Raw genomic sequence first — 22,177 nt, forward strand, 5'->3', positions numbered from 1 at the left:
CTCCGGGTCGTACACCACCCGCACCGCGCCACCCGGAGGAGCCATGACCGTCACGCAGACCGAATTGCTCGCGAACATGACCGTCCACGCACCCGACGGCATCATCATCGTGGACGGCGAGGGACGCATCCGGTTCTGGAACAGCGGATCGGAGCGGATCTTCGGGTGGAAGGAGAGCGAGGTGGCCGGGGAGAGCCTGGACGTGATCATCCCCGAGCGGAACCGGCGCCCGCACTGGGACGGCTTCCACGCGGCAGTGGCTCGGGGCACCACCCGCTACGGCGCGAGCGATCTGCTGAATGTGCCCGCGCTCAAGGCCGACGGGACGAAGCTGTCGATCGAGTTCAGCGTGTGCCTGCTGCCGGATCCGGACGGCGGCGCCGGGTACGTCGGCGCGGTCGTGCGTGATGTGACCGCGCGCCGCGCCGAGCAGAGGGAGCTGCACCGTCGGCTCGCCGAGGCGACCGCCGGCGTCTGAAGCACGCACCCGACACAGCGAGGAGGGCAGGCAACCCCAAGTTGCCTGCCCTCCTGGGTGGTTGTCAGGCGACGATCGAGCCCTCGTGCAGCTTGCGGATGGCGTCCGCGTCGTAGCCCAGGTCCGCGAGGACCTCGTCGGTGTGCTCACCGAGGAGCGGCGCACCCTTGATGTCCGGCTGGAACGCGGAGAACTTCACCGGGCTGCCCACCGTCAGGTAGGTGCCGCGCTCCTTCTGCTCCACCTCGACGATGGTGCCGCTCTTGCGCATGTCGGGGTCCTCGGCGAGCTCCTTCATCGAAAGGACCGGGGCGCACGGCACCTCCCACTCGCGCAGGATGTCGACGGCTTCGTACTTGGTCTTGTCGGCGAGCCACTTCTCTATTTCGCCGAAGATGTCCATGATGTGCGGCTGGCGGGCCCGGGTGGTGCTGTACGCCGGGTCGTCGGCCCACTCCGGGTGGCCGATGGCCTCGGCCGTGCGCTTCCAGTTCTGCTCCTGGACCGTGAAGTAGATGTAGGCGTTGGGGTCGGTCTCCCAGCCCTTGCACTTCAGGATCCAGCCGGGCTGGCCGCCGCCGCCCGCGTTGCCGCCGCGCGGCACGGCGTCGCCGAACTCGCCGTGCGGGTACTGCGGGTACTCCTCCAGGTAGCCGACCTTCTCCAGGCGCTGCTGGTCGCGCAGCTTGACGCGGGTGAGGTTGAGGCAGGCGTCCTGCATGGAGACGGAGACCTTCTGGCCGAACCCCGTCTGGTTGCGCTGGATGATCGCCGTGAGCAGGCCGATCATCAGGTGCATCCCGGTGTTGGAGTCGCCGAGGGCGGCGCCGGAGATGGTGGGCGGGCCGTCCCAGAAGCCGGTGGTGGAGGCGGCGCCGCCGGCGGCCTGGGCGACGTTCTCGTAGGTCTTCAGGTCACTCCACTTGGAGGCCTCGTTGAAGCCCTTGACCGAACCGAAGATGAGGCGCGGGTTCAACGCGTGGATGTAGTCCCAGCCGAGGCCCATCCGGTCCATCGCGCCGGGTGCGAAGTTCTCGACGAGGATGTCGGACTCGCGGATCAGCTTCTCCATGACCTCCTTGCCCTCGGCCGTCTTGGTGTTGATGGCCAGGGAACGCTTGTTGGAGTTGAGCATGGTGAAGTACAGGGCGTCGAGGTCCGGGATGTCGCGCAGCTGCTGGCGGGTCACGTCGCCGCCGTTGATGCGCTCGACCTTGATGACATCGGCGCCGAACCAGGCGAGCATCTGCGTACAGGCAGGGCCCGCCTGGACCCCGGTGAAGTCGATCACTTTAATGCCTGCGAGCGGCTGGTCACTCATGTCTGCATCCTTCGCGTGAGAGGAGGCGCGGCGAACGCCGCGCCTCCATGAGGGTGTTGAGAGGCGATGCGAGGGTGGCTTGACGGGCAGGTCACTTCTTCGACGGCGCGATGTTGCCGCCGGTGATGCCCTTGGGGTTGAGGTGCGCGATGTGGCCGCTCTCCGTGCCCGCGCCCGGGTCGATGGCGCAGTCGATCAGGGCGGGGCCGCCCGCGGCGAGCGACTCGGTGAGCGCCGAGGTGACCTCGGCGGGGGTGGTGGCGCGATAGCCCTTGCCGCCGAACGCCTCGATCATCAGGTCGTGCCGGGCGGCCGCCATCAAGGTGGTGGGAGCCGGGGCGTCACCCGAGGGGTTGGCGTCGTTGCCGCGGTACACACCGCCGTTGTTCATGATCACGGTGGTGACGGGGAGTTGGTAGCGGCAGATCGTCTCCAGCTCCATGCCGCTGAACCCGAAGGCGCTGTCGCCCTCGACGGCGATCACCGGCTGCCCGGTCTCCACGGCGGCGGCGATGGCGTAGCCCATGCCGATGCCCATCACGCCCCAGGTGCCGACGTCCAGGCGATGGCGCGGTACGTGCATGTCGATGACGTTGCGTGCGATGTCGAGGGCATTGGCGCCTTCGTTGACGAGGTAGGCGTGCTGGTTGTCGCGGAGCACGTCGCGCACGGCACGCAGGGCACCCATGAACTGCATCGGGTGCGGGTCTGCCGCGAGACGTCCCGCCATCTTCTCGACGTTCTGCGCGGACCGCGCCGCGAGCTCCTCGCGCCAGGCGGTGGGCGCGGAGATCTGGCCCGGCTTGGCCCGCTCGGCGAGCGCTTCGAGCACGGACTCGACGTCGCCGACGAGGGGCGCCGCGATCGGCTGGTTGCTGTCCAGCTCCCTCGGCTCGATGTCGACCTGGATGAACTTCGCATCGGGGTTCCACTGCGGCGCCTGCCCGTGCCCGAGCAGCCAGTTGAGGCGGGCGCCGACGAGCATCACGACGTCGGCCTTCTTCAGCGCCAGCGAACGGGCGGTCGCCACCGACTGCGGGTGGTCGTCGGGCAGCAGGCCCTTGGCCATCGACATCGGTACGTAGGGAATGCCGGTCGACTCGACGAACTCCCGGATGCGCTCGTCGCATTGCGCGTAGGCGGCGCCCTTGCCGAGAACCACCAGCGGCCGCTCGGCGCCGGCGAGGAGTTCGATGGCGCGGTCCACCGCTTCGGGCCCGGGAAGCTGGCGCGGGGAGGGGTCGACGAGCCGACTGAGGGTCTTGTCGCCCTCCGCCTTGTCCATGATGGAGCCGAGCACGGCAGCCGGGATGTCCAGATAGACACCTCCCGGCCGGCCGGAGACGGCGGTGCGCAGCGCGCGGGCGATACCCCGGCCGATGTCCTCCACGCGGCTGATGCGGTATGCGGCCTTGCAGAACTGCTGGGCCGCGGCCAGCTGGTCCATCTCCTCGTAGTCGCCCTGCTTGAGGTCGACGAGGTGGCGCTCGCTGGATCCGGAGATCTGCACCATGGGGAAGCAGTTGGTGGTGGCGTTGGCCAGACCGACAAGTCCGTTGAGGAACCCCGGCGCGGACACCGTGAGGCAGATGCCGGGCTTCTTGGTGAGGTAGCCGGCCGCCGCGGCGGCGTGCGCCGCGTTGCTCTCGTGACGGAAGCCGATGTAGCGGATGCCCTCGGCCTGGGCGAGCCGGGCCAGGTCCGTGATCGGGATGCCGACCACGCCGTAGATGGTCTCGACGTCGTTCAGCTTCAGGGCGTCGACGACCAGGTGGTACCCGTCGGTGAGCTCGGCCGGTGCGTCGGCGTTCGCCGCTGTCTCCTGTGATGAGGGGGCGGTCATGGTCCGAGGTCCTCCTTGGGCAAGTGATGCTGTGCGGCTGGTGGATCCACCTTCCGCAAGCCCCCCGCGCCCCGTCCAAGACCTGACAGCGACCAGCTGATAACCAGCGTCTATCAGGGGCGGGAACGGCCCGTGACACCTGCGGTGATAACCAGCCGCTATAAGTTGTTCGCCGGTGCGTATTGGACGCTCATGGAGCGCGCCCCGCACGCTCGCTGTCGACCGCTTCGAGTGCTTCGCCTCGGAATTTCGAGTGCTTCGCCTCAGGAACAGGCTCTCCACCGGCGTGAGGAGGTGCGGTGATGGCCACGGCGACCCCAGCAGCCACGGCGTCCGTGCATGCGGCGGACCGCTTCCGTCCTCCCGCGCTCACCGGTCTCGTCGATCTGCTGTCCCGCCCGCTGCGGGCCCGTCCGCACGCACGGGCCCTGGTCGTCGGCGCGGAGCGGGCCGAACTGTCCTACGCGCATCTCGCCACGCTCGCCGACGACCTCGCCCGCCGGCTGACGGCCGCCGGGGTGCGGCGCGGCGACATGGTGGCCCTGGTCGGCGCCAATACTGCCGAGTTCGTCGTGGCCCTCCTGGGCACGGCCCGGGCCGGCGCGGTCGTCGCGCCGTTGGACCCGACGCTGCCGTCCGGTCAACTGGCGGCGCGAATCGCTGCGTTCGGGGCGCGGGTGGTGCTGAGCGGGCCCGAGTCGGTCGCGGGGACCGCGGCCTGGCCCACACGGGTACGGGTCGTGCCCGGCGGCGTCCCGTCGGTCACGCTCGACACGACGCGCGCACCACTCCGTCCGTACGGGGTGCAGGGGGCGCCCCCGCCGCACCTGGACCCGGACGACGCCCTGGTCCTGTGCACTGCGGGCACCACGGACCGGCCCCGCATGGTGCCGCTGACGCACGGGAACGTCGCTGCATCGGTACGCATCCTGTGCGCGACGTACGAACTGGGGCCGCGGGACGCCACGGTGGCAGTCATGCCGTTCTTCCACACACACGGCCTGTTCGCGGCACTGCTCGCCACACTCGCCGGCGGCGGCTGCGTCCTGCTCCCGGCCTCGGGGCGCTTCTCGGCCGACACGTTCTGGGACGACATGCGGGCGGCGCGGGCCACCTGGTTCACCGCGGTGCCCGCCATCCATGAGGTCCTGCTCGATCGCTCGGCCATCGAACATCCCGCGCCACTCGTGCCCCCGCTGCGCTTCGCCCGCAGTTCCAGCGCTCTGCTGAACACCGCCACCCAGCGGGCCCTGGAGCGCACTTTCGGGGTGCCGCTGCTGTCGGCGTACGGCATGACGGAGGCCGCGCATCAGGCGAGCAGTGAACCGCTGTCGCTGCCGGGAGGGTCCAAGCATGGCTCGGTGGGACGGCCGACGGGGACACGGATCCAGGTCGTCGACGCGGCGGGGCGGGTCTGCCCGCCCGGGATGCAGGGCGAGGTATGGGTGCGCGGCCCCGGCGTGGCCCGGGGCTATCTCGCCGACCCGGTGGCGACGGCGCACGGTTTCGGCGGGGGCTGGCTGCGCACCGGGGATCTGGGACATCTGGACGCCGACGGTGACCTGTTCCTGCGCGGCCGGATCGGGAACCTGATCAGCCGGGCGGGCCGTCAGGTCTGCCCCGAGTACATCGAGGACGTGCTGTGCGGCTGTCCGGCCGTCGCCGAGGCCGCCGTGTTCGGGGTGCCGGACGAGCGGTACGGGCACCGGGTGGGTGCGGCGGTGGTGCTGCGCGAGGGGGAGGACGCGGAACCCGCGGAGATCGTCAGGTACTGCCGGGACCGGCTGGCCCCGGGCGAGGTGCCCGACCGCATCCGGATCACCGCGGCACTGCCGTACACGGCGAAGGGGGCGCTGGACCGGCGGGCGGTCCGGTGGCGGTACGCCGGGTGACCTGGGCCTGACTCGCGGCGCACCGGCCGGCCGGACCCGACTCGGCTCAGCGGCCCAGCGGTTCGGGCACCGGCAGCGGCCGGTCGAAGAACGCGTCCAGCGACAACGAGGACGCCGCCGTCATGAACGCGCGGGCCGCGAGCGAACCCGGTGTCGCGTCGTGGATGGCGACCGAGATGAGCGCCCTCGCGTCCGGTTCGACCAGCCGCAGCGCCCGCATCCGTCCGGTGACCGGCAGGGCCCGCAGCCAGGTGTGCGGGACGATGCTGGTGCAGGCGCCCGCGCCCACGTTCGCATATAGGGTGGCCACCGAGTCGGTCTCCACCTGCGGCGTGACGGTGACGCCGCTGCGGGAGAACGCGGCGTCGATGACCTGGCGGATCCGCATGTCCGGGGTGAGCAGCGCGAGCGGCAGCTGGGACGCCTCCGCCCAGGTCAGGCTGGCGGCCTGGGGCAGCGGCTGGTCGGCCGGGGCGAGCAGCATGTACCGCTCCTCGTACAGCGGCGTCACCTGCAGTCCGTCCCGGTCCTCGGGACCGAAGTGGGCGATGGCGGCGTCGAGTTCGAAGGCACGCAGTTGCCGGATGAGCTCCGTGGTGGACAACCGGGAGCGCACCTGTACCTTGGCCAGCGGGTGTTCGGCGCAGAACGCCGTCACCGGCAGCGCGAGCGTCGTCGACGACGTCGGCTCCGCGCCGAGCCGCAGCGTCCCGGTGATGCCCGACTGAACCGCGGCCACCTCCGCCTTGAACGCCTCCTGCTCGGCGAGGATCCGCTTGGCCCAGACGACCAGCCGCTCCCCTTCGGGCGTCAGCCCTTGGTACTTGTGGCCGCGGTTGATCAGCGTGACGTTGAGTTCCCGCTCCAGTTTGGCGATCGACGCCGACAGTGCGGGCTGCGAGACGAAGCAGGCCTCGGCAGCCCGCGCGAAGTGCCTCTCCCGGGCCACCGCCACGAAGTACTCCAGTTGACGGAAGAGCATGCTCGCCTCCTGCTTCGTCACCGGCACGATGCCCCGCGTCCCCGCCCGGACCAGGCCCACCTCACCTGCGGTGACGCGGTCGCCCGACCCTACCCCGGCGGTCCGGTCCGAGCCCCGCCGGGGAGTGGCCCGCACAACAGATCGCACCTCCACCAAGGAAAGGCCCGGCCCCCACTCGTGATTGCGGGGGCCGGGCCGGTCCTCACCCCGTGCCGGTGCTGCGCGCCAGCAGGCCGGTGGCCGCGTGCACGGCGCGCAGAGCAGGTGCTTCGGCGCCCGTGATGTCGGCCATCTCCACCACCGCGGTCACGATGGCGTCGAGTTCCAACTGCTTGCCCGCTTCCAGGTCCTGGAGCATCGACGTCTTGTGGTCGCCGACACCCTCCGCGCCCCGCAGCCGCTTCTCGATGGAGATGTCCGGCGTGCTGCCGACCCGGGCCGCGATGTCCAGTGTCTCCTCCATGAGCCGTGCCACCAGGCGTCGCGTCGGCGGGTTCCGGCAGATCTCCACCATGGTGGCGCGGGTGAGCGCGCTGATCGGGTTGAAGGCCACATTGCCCATCAGCTTGATCCAGATGTCGTCCCGGAGGTTCGGCTCCACGGGGCACTTGAGACCGCCCGCGACCATCGCCTCGCTCAGCGCGGTGCAGCGCTCGGAAATCCCGCCGCCGGGTTCGCCGATGGAGAAGCGGGTGCCTTCGATGTGGCGGATCACGCCGGGTGCCTCGATGACGGTGGCGGGGTAGACCACGCAGCCCACGGCCCGCTCCGGCGCGAGGACCTTGCTGGTCGCACCGCCCGGGTCCACCGCCTCGATCCGTCGCCCCTCGTAAGGGCCGCCGAGCCGGTGGAAGTACCACCACGGGATGCCGTTCTGTCCGGCGACGACGGCGGTGTGCTCGCCCAACAGCGGCTCGATCAGGGGGCCGCTGCCGGGGTAGGAGTGCGCTTTCAGTCCGAGGAACACATAGTCCACGGGTCCGATCTCGGTGGGGTCGTCGGTGGCGTGCGGGTAGGCGACGAAGTCTCCGCGCGGGCTGTTGATCCGGACCCCGCGCTCGCGGATGGCCTGCAGATGCGGGCCGCGGGCGATCAGGTGGACATCGGCACCACCCCGGTGCAGGGCCGCTCCGACGAAGGCTCCGATCGCGCCGGCTCCCAGGACGGCAATCTTCACGGCGTCTCCTCTCGGGAGGAAGCTGACTGATTGCATACTGTATGCAGATCGTCGGCCTCCTGTACACCCATCACGCCCGAATCCGTACGGTCGCGACCATTCAGCCCAGTCCGATCCGCCCCCAGTCGGACCCGCCCCGGCAAGCCCCGCCCTCTGGCGCCGCAAAAACTGCATGCAATATGCTGCGCGACACTCACGCGGCGTCCCCTCCCTCCCCTCCCCTGCGCGCCCACCCCTTCGCGCCCACCACTCAGGCACGTCACGGCCGAGTCCGACCGGCGGCGGCATCCCACGCATCGCCAGTGGGCAGACCACACCACGACACCCGTCACGGCCGTCTCCACCGCCCCACCCCATACAGGCACCCCGCCCCGCCGGACCCGCACCCGCAGGGCCCCCTCAAGAAGGAGAGCTATGTCCGCGTCACCACCACAACGCATCGGGGTGGTCGCCGAATCGACCGCCGGAGAGACCAGAGTGGCGGCCACCCCGGACAGCGTCCGACGGCTGATCAGGCTCGGCTACGAGATCGTCGTCGAGGCCGGGGCCGGAACCGCCTCGGGATTCTCCGACGCGGCGTACACCGAGGCGGGCGCCTGCCTCGGCGACGCCTGGCGGACCGATGTCGTCCTCAAGGTCAACGCACCCTCACCCGACGAGATTCGACGGCTGCGCGACGGGTCGACAGTCATCGGTCTGCTCGCCCCCGCGCAGCACCCGGAACTCCTCGACCAACTGGCGGACAGGCAGCTGACCGCCCTGTCCCTGGACGCCGCGCCCCGTATCTCGCGGGCCCAGCCCCTGGACGTACTCAGTTCGATGGCCAACATCGCCGGCTACCGTGCGGTGATCGAGGCGGCCCACGCCTTCGGACGGTTCTTCACCGGCCAGGTCACCGCAGCCGGCAAGGTGCCGCCCGCCAAGGTCCTGGTGGCCGGCGCCGGAGTGGCGGGCCTCGCGGCCATCGGCGCCGCGGGCAGCCTCGGCGCGGTGGTGCGGGCCACCGACCCGCGCGGCGAGGTCGCCGACCAAGTACGGTCCCTGGGAGGCGAGTTCCTGCCCGTCGAGGTCGAGCAGGAGTCGGCCGGAGACGGTTACGCGCGGGCCACATCCGAGGCATACGACCGGCGGGCCGCCGAGATCTACACCGAGCAGGCCAAGGACGTCGACATCATCATCACGACGGCCCTGATCCCCGGGCGCCCCGCACCGCGGCTGATCACGGCCGAGCAGGTGGCGTCGATGAAGCCGGGCAGCGTCATCGTCGACATGGCGGCGGCGCAGGGCGGCAACGTCGAGGGCACGGTGAACGGCCGGGCGATCGTGACCGAGAACGGTGTCACCATCATCGGCTACACCGACCTGGCCGGCCGGCTGCCCGCCCAGGCGTCGCAGCTGTACGGCACGAATCTGGTGAACCTGCTGAAGCTGCTCACCCCGGACAAGGACGGGCGGTTGACCCTCGATCTGGAGGACGTCGTGCAGCGGGCGGTCACCGTGGTGCGCGACGGCGAGACGCTGTGGCCGCCACCGCCCGTCGCGGTCTCGGCCATGCCCAAGCAGGCCGCTGACGCGCAGGCCGCGTCGATGTCACCGGTGGAACCGAAGCCGGCGCGCAGCCTGTCGCCCGCCGGCCGCTACGGGCTGATCGGCTTCGGGATGCTCGCACTGTTCGCGCTCATCGCCGTTTCTCCCACCCAACTCGCGGCCAATTTTACGGTGTTCGCACTCGCCGTGGTCATCGGCTACTACGTTATCGGCAAGGTCCACCACGCCCTGCACACTCCGCTGATGTCGGTGACCAACGCGATCTCCGGGATCGTGGTGGTCGGGGCACTCCTTCAGATCGGCCACCGGCCTCTCGCCATCAGCGTGTTGGCGTTCCTGGCCATCCTGCTCACCACAGTGAACATCTTCGGTGGGTTCGCCGTCACCCGTCGCATGCTCGGCATGTTCTCGAAAGGCTGAGGTTCGATGAACGCATCCACGGCGGCCCAGGCCGCTGACATCGTCGCCGCTCTGCTGTTCGTCTTCAGCCTGGCGGGACTCTCGCAGCATCACACCGCGCGAGCGGGTGTCGCCTACGGCGTCGCGGGAATGGGGTTGGCGCTCGTCGCCACCGTCGTCGTCGCCGGACGCTCCGTCTCCGGGCTTTCGATCGCACTGATCGCTGTCGCGGGCGCGATCGGCGGCACGATCGGCCTCTGGCGGGCCCGCCGGGTCGAGATGACCCAGATGCCCGAGCTGATCGCCGTCCTGCACAGCCTCGTCGGGCTCGCCGCCGTACTGATCGGCTGGAACAGTTACTTGGAGGTCGAGGCGCGCGGCTCGGGACCCGCCGGGCTGACCGGCTCGCTCCTGGCCATTCATCACGCTGAGGTGTTCATCGGCATCTTCATCGGTGCGGTCACCTTCACCGGTTCCGTGATCGCGTTCCTGAAGCTGTCGGCGCGGATCAAGTCCCGGCCGCTGACGCTGCCCGGAAAGAACCTGCTCAACGTCGGCGCCCTGGTCGCGTTCGTGGCGCTGACCGTTTGGTTCACCGCCAGCCCGGGCCTCGGCCTGATGATCGCCGTCACCGTCCTCGCGCTCGCCCTCGGCTGGCATCTCGTCGCCTCCATCGGCGGCGGCGACATGCCCGTCGTGGTCTCGATGCTCAACAGCTACTCGGGCTGGGCCGCCGCCGCGGCCGGCTTCCTGCTCGACAACAACCTGCTCATCGTGGTCGGAGCACTGGTCGGATCCTCCGGCGCCTACCTCTCCTACATCATGTGCCGGGCCATGAACCGGTCCTTCCTCTCCGTTATCGCGGGTGGTTTCGGGATCGAGGCCGCCCCGAGCGGCGAGCAGGAGCAGGGCGAACACCGGGAGATCAGCGCCGAGGACACCGCGGCCGCTCTGGCCGGCGCCACGCAAGTGATCATCACCCCGGGATACGGCATGGCCGTCGCCCAGGCGCAGCACCCGGTGGCGGAGCTGACCCGCCGGCTGCGCGAGCGCGGCGCGCGGGTGCGCTTCGGCGTGCACCCGGTGGCGGGGCGGCTGCCGGGTCACATGAACGTCCTGCTGGCCGAGGCCCGGGTTCCGTACGACGTCGTCCTGGAGATGGACGAGATCAACGACGACTTCGCCGGCACCTCGGTCGTCCTGGTCATCGGCGCCAACGACACCGTCAACCCGGCGGCGCAGGACGACCCCTCCAGTCCCATCGCGGGAATGCCGGTACTGCGGGTGTGGGAGGCGGAGCACGTCATCGTGTTCAAGCGGTCCATGGCCTCCGGGTACGCGGGAGTGCAGAATCCGCTGTTCTTCCGCGAGAACAGCAGCATGCTCTTCGGCGACGCCAAGCAGAGCGTGGAGGCGATCCTGCGCGAACTGACGGCCACCGACGCGGACGCGGTCGCGGGCTCCGGCTCCCAGCCGGCGGAGCAGCCCGCTCCTGCCTGACCCATATCAGCCGCGTGTAGGGCGGCGGCCGGGGTACGCCCACGGACGCCGCCCTTCGCGCGTGGCTGTCACGCCAGGCTCCGCACCGCCACCAGCACAGGAGAGCACAGCAGGAACAATTGCATACAGCATCCTATATGCTCTCCAGGAACTCTCTCGCACCACACTCACCGCCATCACGAGGGGGCCCATGCGCGAGCCACGCACCTCCCCGACCACCCCGCCGAAACCAGTCGTCCGGCCGGCACCTCTGCGTCAAGCCGTCCACGACGCCCTGCTCGAGCTGGTCGTCGGCGGCGTTCTCCCGCCGGGCCACCACCTCGTCGAGGCCGAACTCGCCGAGAAGCTCGGCGTGAGCCGTCAGCCCGTACGCGAGGCCCTGCTGCGCCTCCAGGTGGACGGATGGGTGGAACTGCGCCCCGGGCAGGGCGCGTTCGTGCACCGTCCGACCGTCGAGGAGGCCACTCAGCTCCTCGGAGTCCGCGCCATCCTGGAGACCTACTCGGCGCGCGGCGCTGCTCAACACGCGACCGGTCCCGACATCGCGCGGCTGTGGGAGCTGCAGGCGGCCGGGGTCTCGGCGCTGGCGGTGGACGACGCCCGCGGCATCGTCGAGGCCAACGCCGCACTTCACGGCTTCATCACCGATCTCGCGCGCAACCCCGTCCTCGCCGAACTGATCCGGCAGGTCGATCGCCGAGTGCGCTGGTACTACACGCCCATCGCCCGGCCGCGCGGCAAGGATGCGTGGAACGAACACGCAGAGATCATCGACCGGATCGCGGCCGGTGACCCCGAACAGGCCGAGGAACTGATGCGTCGGCACACCCGGACGACCACCGACTTCTACTGCCGGCAGCTCACGGCCGCGTCCCGGGTCCGGGCATGAACATGGCGCAGGCTCGCCGCACCGTGCTGCGAGCCTGCGCCACGCGACGGCACACACCGACCGCGTCTCCGCTCCACGGATCCGCCTGGCCGGTTGCCGAGCCCGATGGAATGTGACCTCAACCACCGTGCCCAGAACCGTAGTTGGCCGGGGCCGGTCGGAGCAGGGAGCGCACCCCACCGTCCGGCCCCGGTACGTGCCACGGGCACCCGGTGGACGACTGCCGCCGCCGTCCACCGGCCTGTTCCCGCCCGCGCACGGTCCACGGGCCCGGGCGCATCGGCGCCCGGGCCGTTGTTCTCTCAGTTCGTAGCTCCGCTCAGCCCGAGGCTGTCGGTGCTGCTGCCACCTCGGTCCGCGGCGGATCGTGCGGCCGGCAGCGGGTCCTGGCCTTCGGGGCGTCCCGGCTGGCGCAACAGCAGGGTGATCACGGCCGACAGGAACGCGATGCCGCCTGCCAGGTAGTAACCGCCGGCGTAGCCCCAGGCGTCGATCACCGAGGCGGCGAGGCCACCGCCGCCGACGCCGCCGACCAGCTTGGCGCTGTAGACGAGGCCGTAGTTGGAGGCGTTGTTGTTCTCGCCGAAGTAGTCGGGGACCAGTGCCGCGAACAGCGGGTAGAAGGCGCCGCCGCCGAAGCCGTTGACGAACGCGAAGATCAGGAACAGCGGCTCGTTGTGGGCCTGCCCGGACCACAGGACGCCGAACTGTGCGACGCCCGCGATCACGAGGACCAGGGTCAGGGTCTGCTTGCGGCCCAAGGTGTCCGACAGCCAGCCCACGGCGGCCCGGCCCACCCCGTTGACCACGGCGAGCACACCCGCCGAGGAGGCTGCGATCAGCGGCCCGAAACCGAGGCTCTTGGCGAAGGGCACCTGGAAGTTGATGCCGAAGAGCGAGACGCCGCCGATGCAGACCAGCGCGAACCACATCAGCGGCAGCTGCCCGGTCCTGATCGCTTGCATCGGCGTGAACTGCCCCTTGGCCGGCGGGTTCTTGCGCAGTCGGCGCGCCACCCGCTCGGCGTCCTCGCCCCCGCCGCGGTTGAGCGGGTCCACGTCGTGCGGCCACCAGCTCTTGGGCGGGTCGCGGAAGAAGAAGCCGCAGGCGCCCACGAGGAGCACCATGCCGAGGCCGATCAGGTCGAGGACGAGCTTGTAGTTTCCCGCGTGAAACCAGTAACTGAAGACGAAGATCAACGGCAGGGTGCCGTAGGCGAATCCGCCGTTGACGAAGCCGGTCCGCGCACCCTTGTTGTCGGGGTACCACTTGCCGACCATGTTGATGCAGGTCGCGTAGACGAGTCCGGCGCCGGCACCGCCGACCACCGAGTAGCCGAGGATCACGACGATCGGGTTGTCGACATGGGAGATGGAGACGAATCCGAGTCCGGAGAGTAGGGCGCCGAGGAGCATGCCCGTCCTGGCCGAGAGCCTTCCGGTCTCCCGGAGCCTGCCCGCGGGGAAGGCGACGCCCGCCTGGAAGACCGCCCAGACACTGGCGATCCAGAAGGCCTCGGTGAGGGTCCAGCCGTGGGCGTGTTCGAGGGTCGATTCGGCCGAGCTGTAGCCGTACTCATAGACGCTGACGCCCATCATCGCAACCCACGGAAGCCAGACCATCCACGCTCGAGGCCTGCCCAGGATGGAGCGGTCGGTCTCGCCTACGCGGTAGACGCGCCCGTTGGCATCGGTGACCTCCTGATACGAGGAAGTCGTCTGCGGTGCTACTGACATGTGTGCCTTCCCTTGCCTGAAAAGAGCCTGGCGTGCGCCCCCTGGGGCCTTGCTCTTCGTGCAGCGGGTAAAAGCGACTCCCCTCCGATGAGCGCGCCCGAGCTTTGGTCGGGCACGGTTGAGGGGTACGCCGTCGACGCGTCACGGGGTCCGGGGCGGCATCCCGGACTCCGCCGGCGCAGGCGGTGACCTGGCGGTTCGGCCTCGGGGCGGCGGGTTCAGGTCCGCGCCGAGGCACTGAAGACAACTGACCTGCCGGCCCTGGCGCAGGGAGCCCGACCGGCGATTGCATACGGTATGGAGTTCCGGATTCGAGTGTCCAGTGGGTCGGCACGAAGCTTGACCAGTGCATTACCCAAGTACCTTGGGGGACCACGCCGTTACGCGCCGCAGCCGATGCGGCCGCCTGATTCCGGGCACGCCGAAGGGCCCCGCGGGTCTCACCCGCGGGGCTGTGGGGGCAGTGCCCGCCGCATCACGGCGCGGCCGGCACTGCTCTCAACTCCGTGTCAGCGCAGCAACTTCACCGCCTCGGCGACCAGCGGGTGCACCTCGGGCGCACCGTCGTCCACCAGCGCATACAGCTTGGAGCGCATCCGCGGATCCCAGAACCTGCCGATGTGTCCGGCCAGTTCGGCGACGGCCCGCTCAGGTGGCAGATGGGCGAGGTTCGTGGCGATGTCGTTGGCCATCCGGCGCTCGGCCGGCCCGGTGGCGCTCACTCCTCGGCCCCCGTCACGGCGGCCACCGCGCCCCTCTCCTGCCCCTGCGGCGCTCGCGCGACCTGGACCGCCGTCACCTTGTACTCTGGGCAGTTGGTCGCCCAGTCGGAGTTCTCCGTGGTCACCACGTTGGCGCCGGTGACCGGGTGGTGGAAGGTCGTGTAGACGACGCCGGTCGGCATCCGGTCGGAAACCTGGGCGTGCAGCGTAGTGGTGCCGACCCGGCTGGCCAGAGTGACCAGATCGCCGTCGGTGATGCCCCGGTCCTCCGCATCATGCGGATGCAGCTCCAGGACGTCCTCGGGATGCCAGGCGACATTGCCGGTGCGGCGCGTCTGCGCCCCGACGTTGTACTGGCTGAGAATGCGGCCCGTGGTGAGCACCAGCGGGAAGCGGCGCGTGGAGCGCTCGTTGGTCGGCACGTACGAGGTGACGACGAACCTGCCCTTGCCGCGCACGAATTCGTCGACGTGCATGACGGGCGTGCCCTCCGGCGCCGCCGCGTTGCACGGCCACTGGACGCTGCCCAGCTTGTCGAGCAGCTCGAAGGAGACCCCCTCGAAGGTCGGGGTGACCGCAGCGATCTCGGCCATGATCTCGCCCGGGTCGTCGTACGCCATCGAGTACCCCATGGCGGTGGCGATCTCGGTGACGATCTGCCACTCGTGCTTGCCCGCCTTCGGCGGCATCACCGCGCGCACCCGGTTGATCCGGCGCTCCGCGTTGGTGAAGGTGCCGTCCTTCTCCAGGAACGACGCCCCGGGCAGGAACACATGGGCGAACTTGGCGGTCTCGTTGAGGAACAGGTCCTGGACGACCACGAGTTCCATCGCCGCCAGGGCCGCGGTGACGTGTTTCAGGTTCGGGTCAGACTGCGCGATGTCCTCGCCGTGCACGAACAGGCCGCGGAAGGAGCCGTCGATGGCCGCGTCGAACATGTTGGGAATGCGCAGGCCCGGCTCGGCCAGCAGCGTGCCGCCCCACAGGTCCTCGAAGACGGTGCGTACGGCGTCGTCGGAGACGTGCCGGTAGCCGGGCAGTTCGTGCGGGAAGGAACCCATGTCGCAGGAGCCCTGGACGTTGTTCTGACCGCGCAGCGGGTTGATGCCCACTCCGTCGCGACCGATGTTCCCGCACGCCATCGCGAGATTGGCCATCCCCATGACCATGGTCGAGCCCTGGCTGTGCTCGGTGACGCCCAGGCCGTAGTAGATCGCCCCGTTGGGTGCCCCCGCGTACAGCCGGGCGGCGGCGCGCAGTTCGTCGGCCGGGACGCCGGTGACCGGCTCCACCGCCTCCGGGCTGTTCTCGGGGCGGGCCACGAACCCGGCCCACTCCTCGTAGCCCTCGCACCGCTCGGCGACGAAGTTCTTGTCGACGAGCCCTTCGGTGACCACTACGTGCGCCATGGCATTGACCACGGCCACATTCGTGCTGGGCCGCAGCTGCAGATGGTGGTCGGCCTGGATGTGCGGGGAACGGACGAGGTCGATGCGGCGCGGGTCGACCACGATGAGGCGGGCGCCCTCGCGCAGCCGGCGCTTCATCCGGGAGGCGAACACCGGGTGTCCGTCGGTGGGGTTGGCACCGATCACCATGATGACATCGGCCTCGGCGACCGAGCGGAAGTCCTGGGTTCCCGCGGACTCACCGAAGGTCTGCTTCAGGCCGTAGCCGGTGGGTGAGTGGCAGACGCGGGCGCAGGTGTCGACGTTGTTGTTGCCGAAGGCTGCGCGGACCATCTTCTGGACCACGTACACCTCCTCGTTGGTGCAGCGCGAGGAGGTGATGGCGCCGATCGCGCCCTGCCCGTACGTGTCCTGCAGGGCCCGCATCCGTCGCGCGACGGTGGCGATCGCCTCGTCCCACTCGACCTCGCGCCAGGGGTCCGTGATCCGGCCACGGACCATGGGCTTGAGCTGGCGGTCAGGGTGGGTGGCGTAGCCGAAGGCGAAGCGGCCCTTCACGCAGGAGTGGCCCTCGTTGGCGCCGCCGTCCTTGTACGGGACCATGCGGACGAGTTCGTCGCCACGCAGTTCGGCCTTGAAGGAGCAGCCGACGCCGCAGTACGCGCAGGTGGTGATGACCGAGCGGGTCGGCATGCCGAGGTCGACGACGGACTTCTCCTGGAGCGTGGACGTCGGGCAGGCCTGCACGCAGGCACCGCAGGAGACGCACTCGGAGTCCATGAAGGACTCCCCCGCGCCCGCCGCCACCTTGGAGTCGAAGCCGCGCCCCTCGATGGTCAGGGCGAACGTGCCCTGCACCTCGCCGCAGGCGCGGACGCAGCGGGAGCAGGCGATGCACTTGGAGGCGTCGAAGTCGAAGTACGGATTGGAGGTGTCCTTGGGCGCGTCCAGGTGGTTCGCGCCGTCCTGCCCGAAGCGGACCTGGCGCAGACCCACCACGCCTGCCATGTCCTGCAGTTCGCAGTCGCCGTTGGCGGGGCAGGTCAGGCAGTCGAGGGGGTGGTCGGAGATGTAGAGCTCCATGACACCCTGGCGGAGCTTCTCGACCTTGGGTGTCTGGGTGGCGACCTTCATGCCGTCCGTGCACGGGGTGGTACAGGAGGCCGGAGTGCCGCGCCGGCCGTCGATCTCGACGACGCAGAGCCGGCAGGAGCCGAATGCCTCCAGGGAGTCGGTCGCGCAGAGTTTGGGGATGTCGATGCCGGCCTCGGCCGCCGCCCGCATCACCGAGGTGCCCTCGGGGACGCTCACCGGTATCCCGTCGACCTCGACCGACACGGTCGCAGGTCCGGGCCGCTCGGGGGTGCCGAAGTCGGGTTCCTTCAGAAGTGTCATGCTGTGCCCTCCGTCCTCGCACCAGGAACGCGCGGGATTGGGATGTCGACGACCCGGGACCCGTTGAGGGAACGCGCCGGGCCGGAGAAGTCGTCCGGGAAGTGGGTGAGCGCGCTGCGCACGGGCAGCGGGGTCAGACCGCCCATGGCGCACAGCGAGCCGTCCGTCATCAGCTCGCACAGGTCGTCCAGGACCGCCAGATTCTCGTCCCGGTTCTCACCCGCGATGATCTTGTCGATGGTCTCCACACCGCGCACCGAACCGATCCGGCACGGAGTGCACTTGCCGCACGACTCTGCCGCGCAGAACTCCATGGCGAAACGCGCCTGCGCGGCCATGTCGACGGTGTCGTCGAAGACCACGATGCCGCCGTGCCCGACCATGGCCCCGGCCGCGGCGAACGCCTCGTAATCCATGGGGAGGTCGAACTGCGAGGCGGGCAGGTACGCGCCGAGTGGGCCGCCGACCTGCACCGTCCGCACCGGCCGCCCGCTCCGCGTTCCGCTGCCGTACTCCTCGACCAGCTCGCGCAGCGTGATGCCGAAGGCGGTCTCGACTATGCCCCCGCGCGCGATGTTCCCGCCGAGCTGGAACACCTGCGTGCCACGCGAACGCTCGACGCCGACGTCCTGGTATTTCTTGGCCCCCTCGGCCAGGATCACGGGAACCGTCGCCAGCGTGAGGACGTTGTTGACGATCGTCGGCTTGCCGAAGAGGCCCTCGATCGCCGGGATCGGCGGCTTGGCGCGGACCATGCCGCGCTTGCCCTCCAGGCTCTCCAGCATCGAGGTCTCCTCGCCACAGATGTACGCGCCCGCGCCGACCCGGACGTGCAGCTCGAAGTCCAGCCCGGAGCCGAGGATGTCCTTGCCGAGCCAACCCTCTCCGTGCGCGGCCTCGATGGCGGTACGCAGGGCGGCAATGGCATCGGGGTACTCGGAACGGACGTAGATGTAGCCCTCGTCGGCACCGACCGCGTGCGCGGCGATCGTCATGCCCTCGATGAGCAGGAACGGGTCGCCCTCCATGAGCATCCGGTCGGCGAAGGTGCCGCTGTCGCCCTCGTCGGCGTTGCAGCAGATGAACTTCTTCTCGCCGTCGCAGTCCAGGACGGTCTTCCACTTGATGCCGGCCGGGAAGCCTGCCCCGCCCCGGCCGCGCAGCCCGGAGTCCGTCACCTCGGTGACGACGTCGGCGGGCGTCCGTTCCAGCGCGGCGCGCAGTCCGGCGATGCCACCGTGCCGTACGTAGTCGGCGGGCGAGAGCGGGTCGACGACGCCGACGCGCGCGAAGGTGACCCGGTTCTGCCGGGCCAGCCACGGAAGTTCGTCGACCACGCCGAGGCGCAGCGGGTGCTCGCCGCCGTCGAGCAGGCCGGCGGCGAGCAGGGAGGGCACGTCGTCGGGGGTCACCGGACCGTAGCCGACGCGTCCGTGCCCGGTGTCGACCTCGACGAGCGGTTCGAGCCAGAGCATGCCACGGGATCCGTTGCGTATGAGATCAAGCTCCAAGCCGGCACTGTCAGCGGCCTGTTGAAGTGCGGCGGCCACCTCGTCGGCGCCCACGGAGCGGGCAGCCGAGTCGCGGGGGACGTAGATCCGCAACGACGGCGGTGCGGGATGCTGGGTCATGGCCGGGATGCCTCGCTTCCGTCGGGCGTGGCGTCGGGGTCGACGCGCGGTGTCCGGTCAGGCCCGTGGAGCAGCGCGCCGAGCCGCTGCTCATCAACCCGCCCGTACAGGCGGCCGTCCACCTCGACGGCGGGCCCGAGCGCGCAGTTACCGAGGCAGAAGACCTGCTCGACGGTGACCGAACCATCGGATGCGGTCTGCCCGAGGGCGAGCCCGCTCTGCTGTACGTACTCCACGAGTTGCCCCGCGCCCTGCGCCTGGCAGGCCTCGGCGCGGCAGACGCGGACGGTTCGGCGGCCCGCGGGCTCGGCGCGGAAGTCGTGGTAGAAGGTCACCACTCCATGCACATCGGCCCGCGAGAGGTTGAGCTCGTCAGCGAGCACCGGGACGGCCCCCTTCGGCACATATCCAAGTTCGGCCTGCAGGGCGTGGAGGATCGGCAGCAATGCGCCACGCTGCTCGCGATGGGCGGCGGCCACCCTCCTCACCACCATCTCCACCGTTGGATCACTGGCCGGATCACCGGCCCGTTCGCCGGTCGGATCACTGGTCCAGATCTTCATGGCCGTCCCGCCTTTCGTCAGGGCCGTGGGGAAGTTACGGGCACGGGCACCTGGGGGTCCGGTCCGAGCACCACGGTTCACGTTCACAGGGGCACCTCGACCTCCCCTCGCGCGTACGGCGCAAGGGGCGAAACGGTCCTAGCGAAGCACGCACCCCGCGTGCATACAAGCTTCTGTATACAGAATACCGACTGAGTACTCCCCCGCACCCTCGCGATGCCGGTCATTTTCCGGCCCGAGGCTCCGAGTTGGCCTCGGACACCACCATCACCCGGCCCCTCGGAACATCACTGGAGGTCGGACAACAGACATCACTTTGCATACGAAAGCCTGTATTCTGAAGCGGCCGTCGCGCAGGCCGCCCGGCGGAAACGTCCGGCACAGCCGCCGACTCGGTGAGCTCGGAGGCGGAACAGGAGAACCGTGCGCGAAGGCTCGACGGCTTCCTCGGCCCGCCGCGTCGCCCGCCCGGCGCCGTTGCGTCAGGCAGTGTCCGACGCCCTGGCAGAGCTGATCATCAGCGGCGCCCTGGAGCCGGGCCAGCACCTCGTCGAGTCGGAACTCGCCCAGCAGCTGGGAGTCAGCAGGCAACCCGTGCGTGAGGCGCTGCAGCGTCTGCACACCGACGGCTGGGTCGACCTGCGGCCTGCCCTGGGCGCGTTCGTGCACATCCCCACGCAGGACGAAGCGGCCCAACTCCTCGGAGTCCGCACCATATTGGAGACCTACTCCGCGCAGCTGGCGGCGCAGCACGCCAAGCCCGAGCACATCGAGCGCCTGTGGGAGTTCCAGCAGGAGGGCGTGGACGCACTGGCGGAGGGGGCGACCGACCGCCTTGTCGCGGCAAACACCGCCCTGCACACCTACATCACATCCGTCGGTGGCAACGAAGTGCTGGCCGAGCTGATCGCACAGGTGAGCCGCAAGGTGCGCTGGTATTACACCCCGATCGCCAACTCCCGTTCCAAGAGCTCCTGGAACGAACACGCCCGGCTCATCGAAGCCATCGCCAAGGGCAACCCGGAGCAGGCCGGCGAGATCATGCGTAAGCACACCGATCGGACCCGCACCTATCGCGGGGCCGTCGCGGCCGAGGTCGCGAGCGCCTGACCCGAACCCGCGGCGCCGAAGGCCGGTCCCGTCAGCGTGTCGAGCGTGGGGTGAACGGCGGCGGCCCCGACGGCGGCACGGAGTTCGAGCAGCCACGGCAGCACGGCGTCGAGCAGGACCCCGACCCCCTCGCCATCCGCCCCCAGCATGACCTCGGCCGGGACGCGCACCGGGTCGGCGCCCACCGTCGAGGCGGCGCTGGCCCGCGGAACCCCGGTGGCGCGCGCCGGAACGAACAGCCCCGGCGCATGGGCCGGCACACCCCACAGCGTCAGACCGTCCGCCACACCCGGGCCGACGGGCAGCGTCGACCAGACATAGCTGTCCGCCTCGCCGGCAGCGACCACATCACGCTTGCGGGCCCGCAGTGTCACCACGTCGCCGGTACGACACGCGGTCGACTGCGCGGCCCCGTGCGCACCGTCCTCCACCAGCGCGAGGGTGCACAGATGGCGTCCGCCCGCGACCTCCTCCCGCAGCCACGGACCGCCGTGCGCCTCGACCACCGCTGCGGCCGCGTAGTGGGACTGGAGCACCGCGGCCGTCGCAGGGCACACCGGCGTGACCTGGGCGACCACCTCCGCGGCCTGCGCCAAGTCGGCGCCACCACCACCCGGTTCGGCCGGGCAGGTCAGCCCGAGCAGCCCGGCCCGGCCGAGGGCGGTGACCGCCTCGCGAGGGAACTTCCCCTCACGGTGGGCCCGTTCAGCACACGGAGCGATGACGTCGTCCAGGACATCGCGCAATGCGTTGGGATACGACACAGGGCGCCCCCTCGGGTGCGGTTTCCGATCCGCCCCGAACGGGCGGTTCCGACTACAGCGCTGCAATGGCAGCGACGCATTGCATACAGTATGCCAAGCAGTGTGCGGGCGCTACGTCTCGAACGGCCCAAGTGCGACCACGCCGTCCCCCGAGTCTGCTCACTACGTCCAACTCGGCCCGAGCACATGTCACTTGGGCTCCGTGATCTCCCTCAGCAGCCCCGTCGCCACGTCGAAGACAAAGCCCCTGACGTCATCGGTGTGCGGCAGGAACGGCGAGCTGCGCACTCGCCGCATCGACTGCCGCACGTCCTGGTCGACGTCGCGGAACGACTCCACCGCCCATGCCGGCCTCTGTCCGACCTCCATTTCCAGCTCGTGCCGGAACTCCTCGGTCAGCATCTGCAGTCCGCACCCCGTGTGATGGATGAGCACGACGCTGCGGGTACCCAGGGCGCGCTGGCTGATGGTGAGGGAGCGGACGGTGTCGTCGGTGACCACTCCGCCGGCGTTGCGGATGGTGTGGCAGTCCCCCAGCTCGAGCCCGAGCGCGGCATGCAGATCGAGGCGGGCATCCATACAGGCCACGACCGCCACACCGAGGACGGGAAGGGCAGTCATCCCGGGGTCGCGGAATGCGTCGGCGTATGCACGGTTGGCCTGCACCAGGGAGTCGATGGCCGAGCCCCGGTCGGGGGCGCCGGTGGACGGGCGGGCGTTGGCAGGTGTCGATGTCGACATGCTGGTCACCTCTCGGTCCGGTTGTTCGAATCATTCAGGTCGCTGCTCGGGCCACATGCCGCCGCCCCGGCAAACCG

17 protein-coding genes are annotated in these 22,177 nt (G+C 70.1%); 6 read left to right on the forward strand and 11 right to left on the reverse strand.

The annotated features are described in order from the left end of the window. Positions 1-43: 43 nt before the first annotated feature. A complete protein-coding gene (locus OG878_RS05680) occupies positions 44-478 on the forward strand; it encodes a PAS domain S-box protein (protein ID WP_328885742.1) in 435 nt (144 codons plus the stop codon). Positions 479-542: 64 nt separating this feature from the next. On the opposite strand, the gene frc is transcribed toward OG878_RS05680, so the two are convergent. Further along, entirely contained in the window at positions 543-1,799 is a 1,257-nt protein-coding gene (gene frc / locus OG878_RS05685; protein WP_328885743.1) for a formyl-CoA transferase, read from the reverse strand. A 91-nt stretch (positions 1,800-1,890) separates the two neighbouring features. Continuing rightward, complete coding sequence (gene oxc / locus OG878_RS05690) at positions 1,891-3,642, reverse strand: oxalyl-CoA decarboxylase (protein WP_328885744.1); 1,752 nt, start codon at positions 3,640-3,642, stop codon at positions 1,891-1,893. A 302-nt stretch (positions 3,643-3,944) separates the two neighbouring features. Between oxc and OG878_RS05695 the strand changes: the two genes are divergently transcribed. Further along, positions 3,945-5,534, forward strand: coding sequence for a FadD7 family fatty acid--CoA ligase (locus OG878_RS05695; RefSeq protein WP_328885745.1), 1,590 nt, complete (start codon positions 3,945-3,947; stop codon positions 5,532-5,534). Between the two features lie 46 nt (positions 5,535-5,580). Here the strand turns inward: OG878_RS05695 and OG878_RS05700 are convergent, their stop codons facing one another. Both OG878_RS05700 and OG878_RS05705 read right to left on the reverse strand, forming a co-directional pair. Then, positions 5,581-6,516, reverse strand: a complete 936-nt coding sequence (locus tag OG878_RS05700) for a LysR family transcriptional regulator (protein WP_328885746.1) — start codon at positions 6,514-6,516, stop codon at positions 5,581-5,583. A 202-nt stretch (positions 6,517-6,718) separates the two neighbouring features. Beyond that, positions 6,719-7,693 carry a 2-dehydropantoate 2-reductase gene (locus tag OG878_RS05705; RefSeq protein WP_328885747.1) on the reverse strand — a complete coding sequence of 325 codons (975 nt, stop codon included), beginning with the start codon at positions 7,691-7,693 and terminating at the stop codon, positions 6,719-6,721. Positions 7,694-8,107: 414 nt separating this feature from the next. Here OG878_RS05705 and OG878_RS05710 point away from each other — a divergent pair, with 414 nt between their 5' ends. The 3 genes from OG878_RS05710 to OG878_RS05720 all read left to right on the forward strand — a co-directional run bounded on the left by OG878_RS05710 (position 8,108) and on the right by OG878_RS05720 (position 12,029). Then, positions 8,108-9,661, forward strand: coding sequence for a Re/Si-specific NAD(P)(+) transhydrogenase subunit alpha (locus OG878_RS05710; RefSeq protein ID WP_328885748.1), 1,554 nt, complete (start codon positions 8,108-8,110; stop codon positions 9,659-9,661). Positions 9,662-9,667: 6 nt separating this feature from the next. Next, the gene (gene pntB / locus OG878_RS05715; RefSeq protein WP_328885749.1) at positions 9,668-11,140 is read left to right on the forward strand and encodes a Re/Si-specific NAD(P)(+) transhydrogenase subunit beta; all 1,473 of its coding nucleotides are present in this window, start codon (positions 9,668-9,670) and stop codon (positions 11,138-11,140) included. Between the two features lie 190 nt (positions 11,141-11,330). Beyond that, complete coding sequence (locus OG878_RS05720) at positions 11,331-12,029, forward strand: GntR family transcriptional regulator (protein ID WP_328885750.1); 699 nt, start codon at positions 11,331-11,333, stop codon at positions 12,027-12,029. Positions 12,030-12,331: 302 nt separating this feature from the next. On the opposite strand, the gene OG878_RS05725 is transcribed toward OG878_RS05720, so the two are convergent. From OG878_RS05725 to OG878_RS05745, 5 genes are all read right to left on the reverse strand, one after another. Further along, positions 12,332-13,765, reverse strand: coding sequence for an OFA family MFS transporter (locus OG878_RS05725; protein ID WP_328885751.1), 1,434 nt, complete (start codon positions 13,763-13,765; stop codon positions 12,332-12,334). 509 nt (positions 13,766-14,274) lie between these two features. After that, positions 14,275-14,487: a formate dehydrogenase subunit delta gene (locus tag OG878_RS05730; protein WP_328885752.1), complete on the reverse strand. Its 213-nt coding sequence runs from the start codon at positions 14,485-14,487 to the stop codon at positions 14,275-14,277. Further along, positions 14,484-17,291, reverse strand: coding sequence for a formate dehydrogenase subunit alpha (gene fdhF, locus OG878_RS05735; protein WP_328885753.1), 2,808 nt, complete (start codon positions 17,289-17,291; stop codon positions 14,484-14,486). The genes OG878_RS05730 and fdhF overlap by 4 nt, the downstream gene beginning before the upstream one ends. Beyond that, positions 17,288-18,922 (reverse strand): formate dehydrogenase beta subunit, encoded by a 1,635-nt coding sequence (locus OG878_RS05740; protein ID WP_328885754.1) that lies wholly within the window; start codon positions 18,920-18,922, stop codon positions 17,288-17,290. Before OG878_RS05740 ends, fdhF begins: the two co-directional genes overlap by 4 nt. Further along, complete coding sequence (locus tag OG878_RS05745) at positions 18,919-19,485, reverse strand: formate dehydrogenase subunit gamma (protein WP_328885755.1); 567 nt, start codon at positions 19,483-19,485, stop codon at positions 18,919-18,921. The genes OG878_RS05740 and OG878_RS05745 overlap by 4 nt, the downstream gene beginning before the upstream one ends. A 423-nt stretch (positions 19,486-19,908) precedes the next feature. Between OG878_RS05745 and OG878_RS05750 the strand changes: the two genes are divergently transcribed. Further along, positions 19,909-20,595, forward strand: coding sequence for a GntR family transcriptional regulator (locus OG878_RS05750; protein ID WP_328885756.1), 687 nt, complete (start codon positions 19,909-19,911; stop codon positions 20,593-20,595). Here the strand turns inward: OG878_RS05750 and OG878_RS05755 are convergent. Then, positions 20,556-21,359, reverse strand: coding sequence for an acyl-CoA dehydrogenase family protein (locus OG878_RS05755; protein WP_328885757.1), 804 nt, complete (start codon positions 21,357-21,359; stop codon positions 20,556-20,558). The genes OG878_RS05750 and OG878_RS05755 overlap by 40 nt on opposite strands. A 189-nt stretch (positions 21,360-21,548) precedes the next feature. Next, on the reverse strand, positions 21,549-22,100 hold the full coding sequence (locus OG878_RS05760; RefSeq protein ID WP_328885758.1) for a beta-class carbonic anhydrase: 552 nt from the start codon (positions 22,098-22,100) through the stop codon (positions 21,549-21,551). Between the last annotated feature and the right edge of the window lie 77 nt (positions 22,101-22,177).

This window comes from Streptomyces sp. NBC_00316, from assembly GCF_036158715.1.
GTDB lineage: Bacteria > Actinomycetota > Actinomycetes > Streptomycetales > Streptomycetaceae > Streptomyces.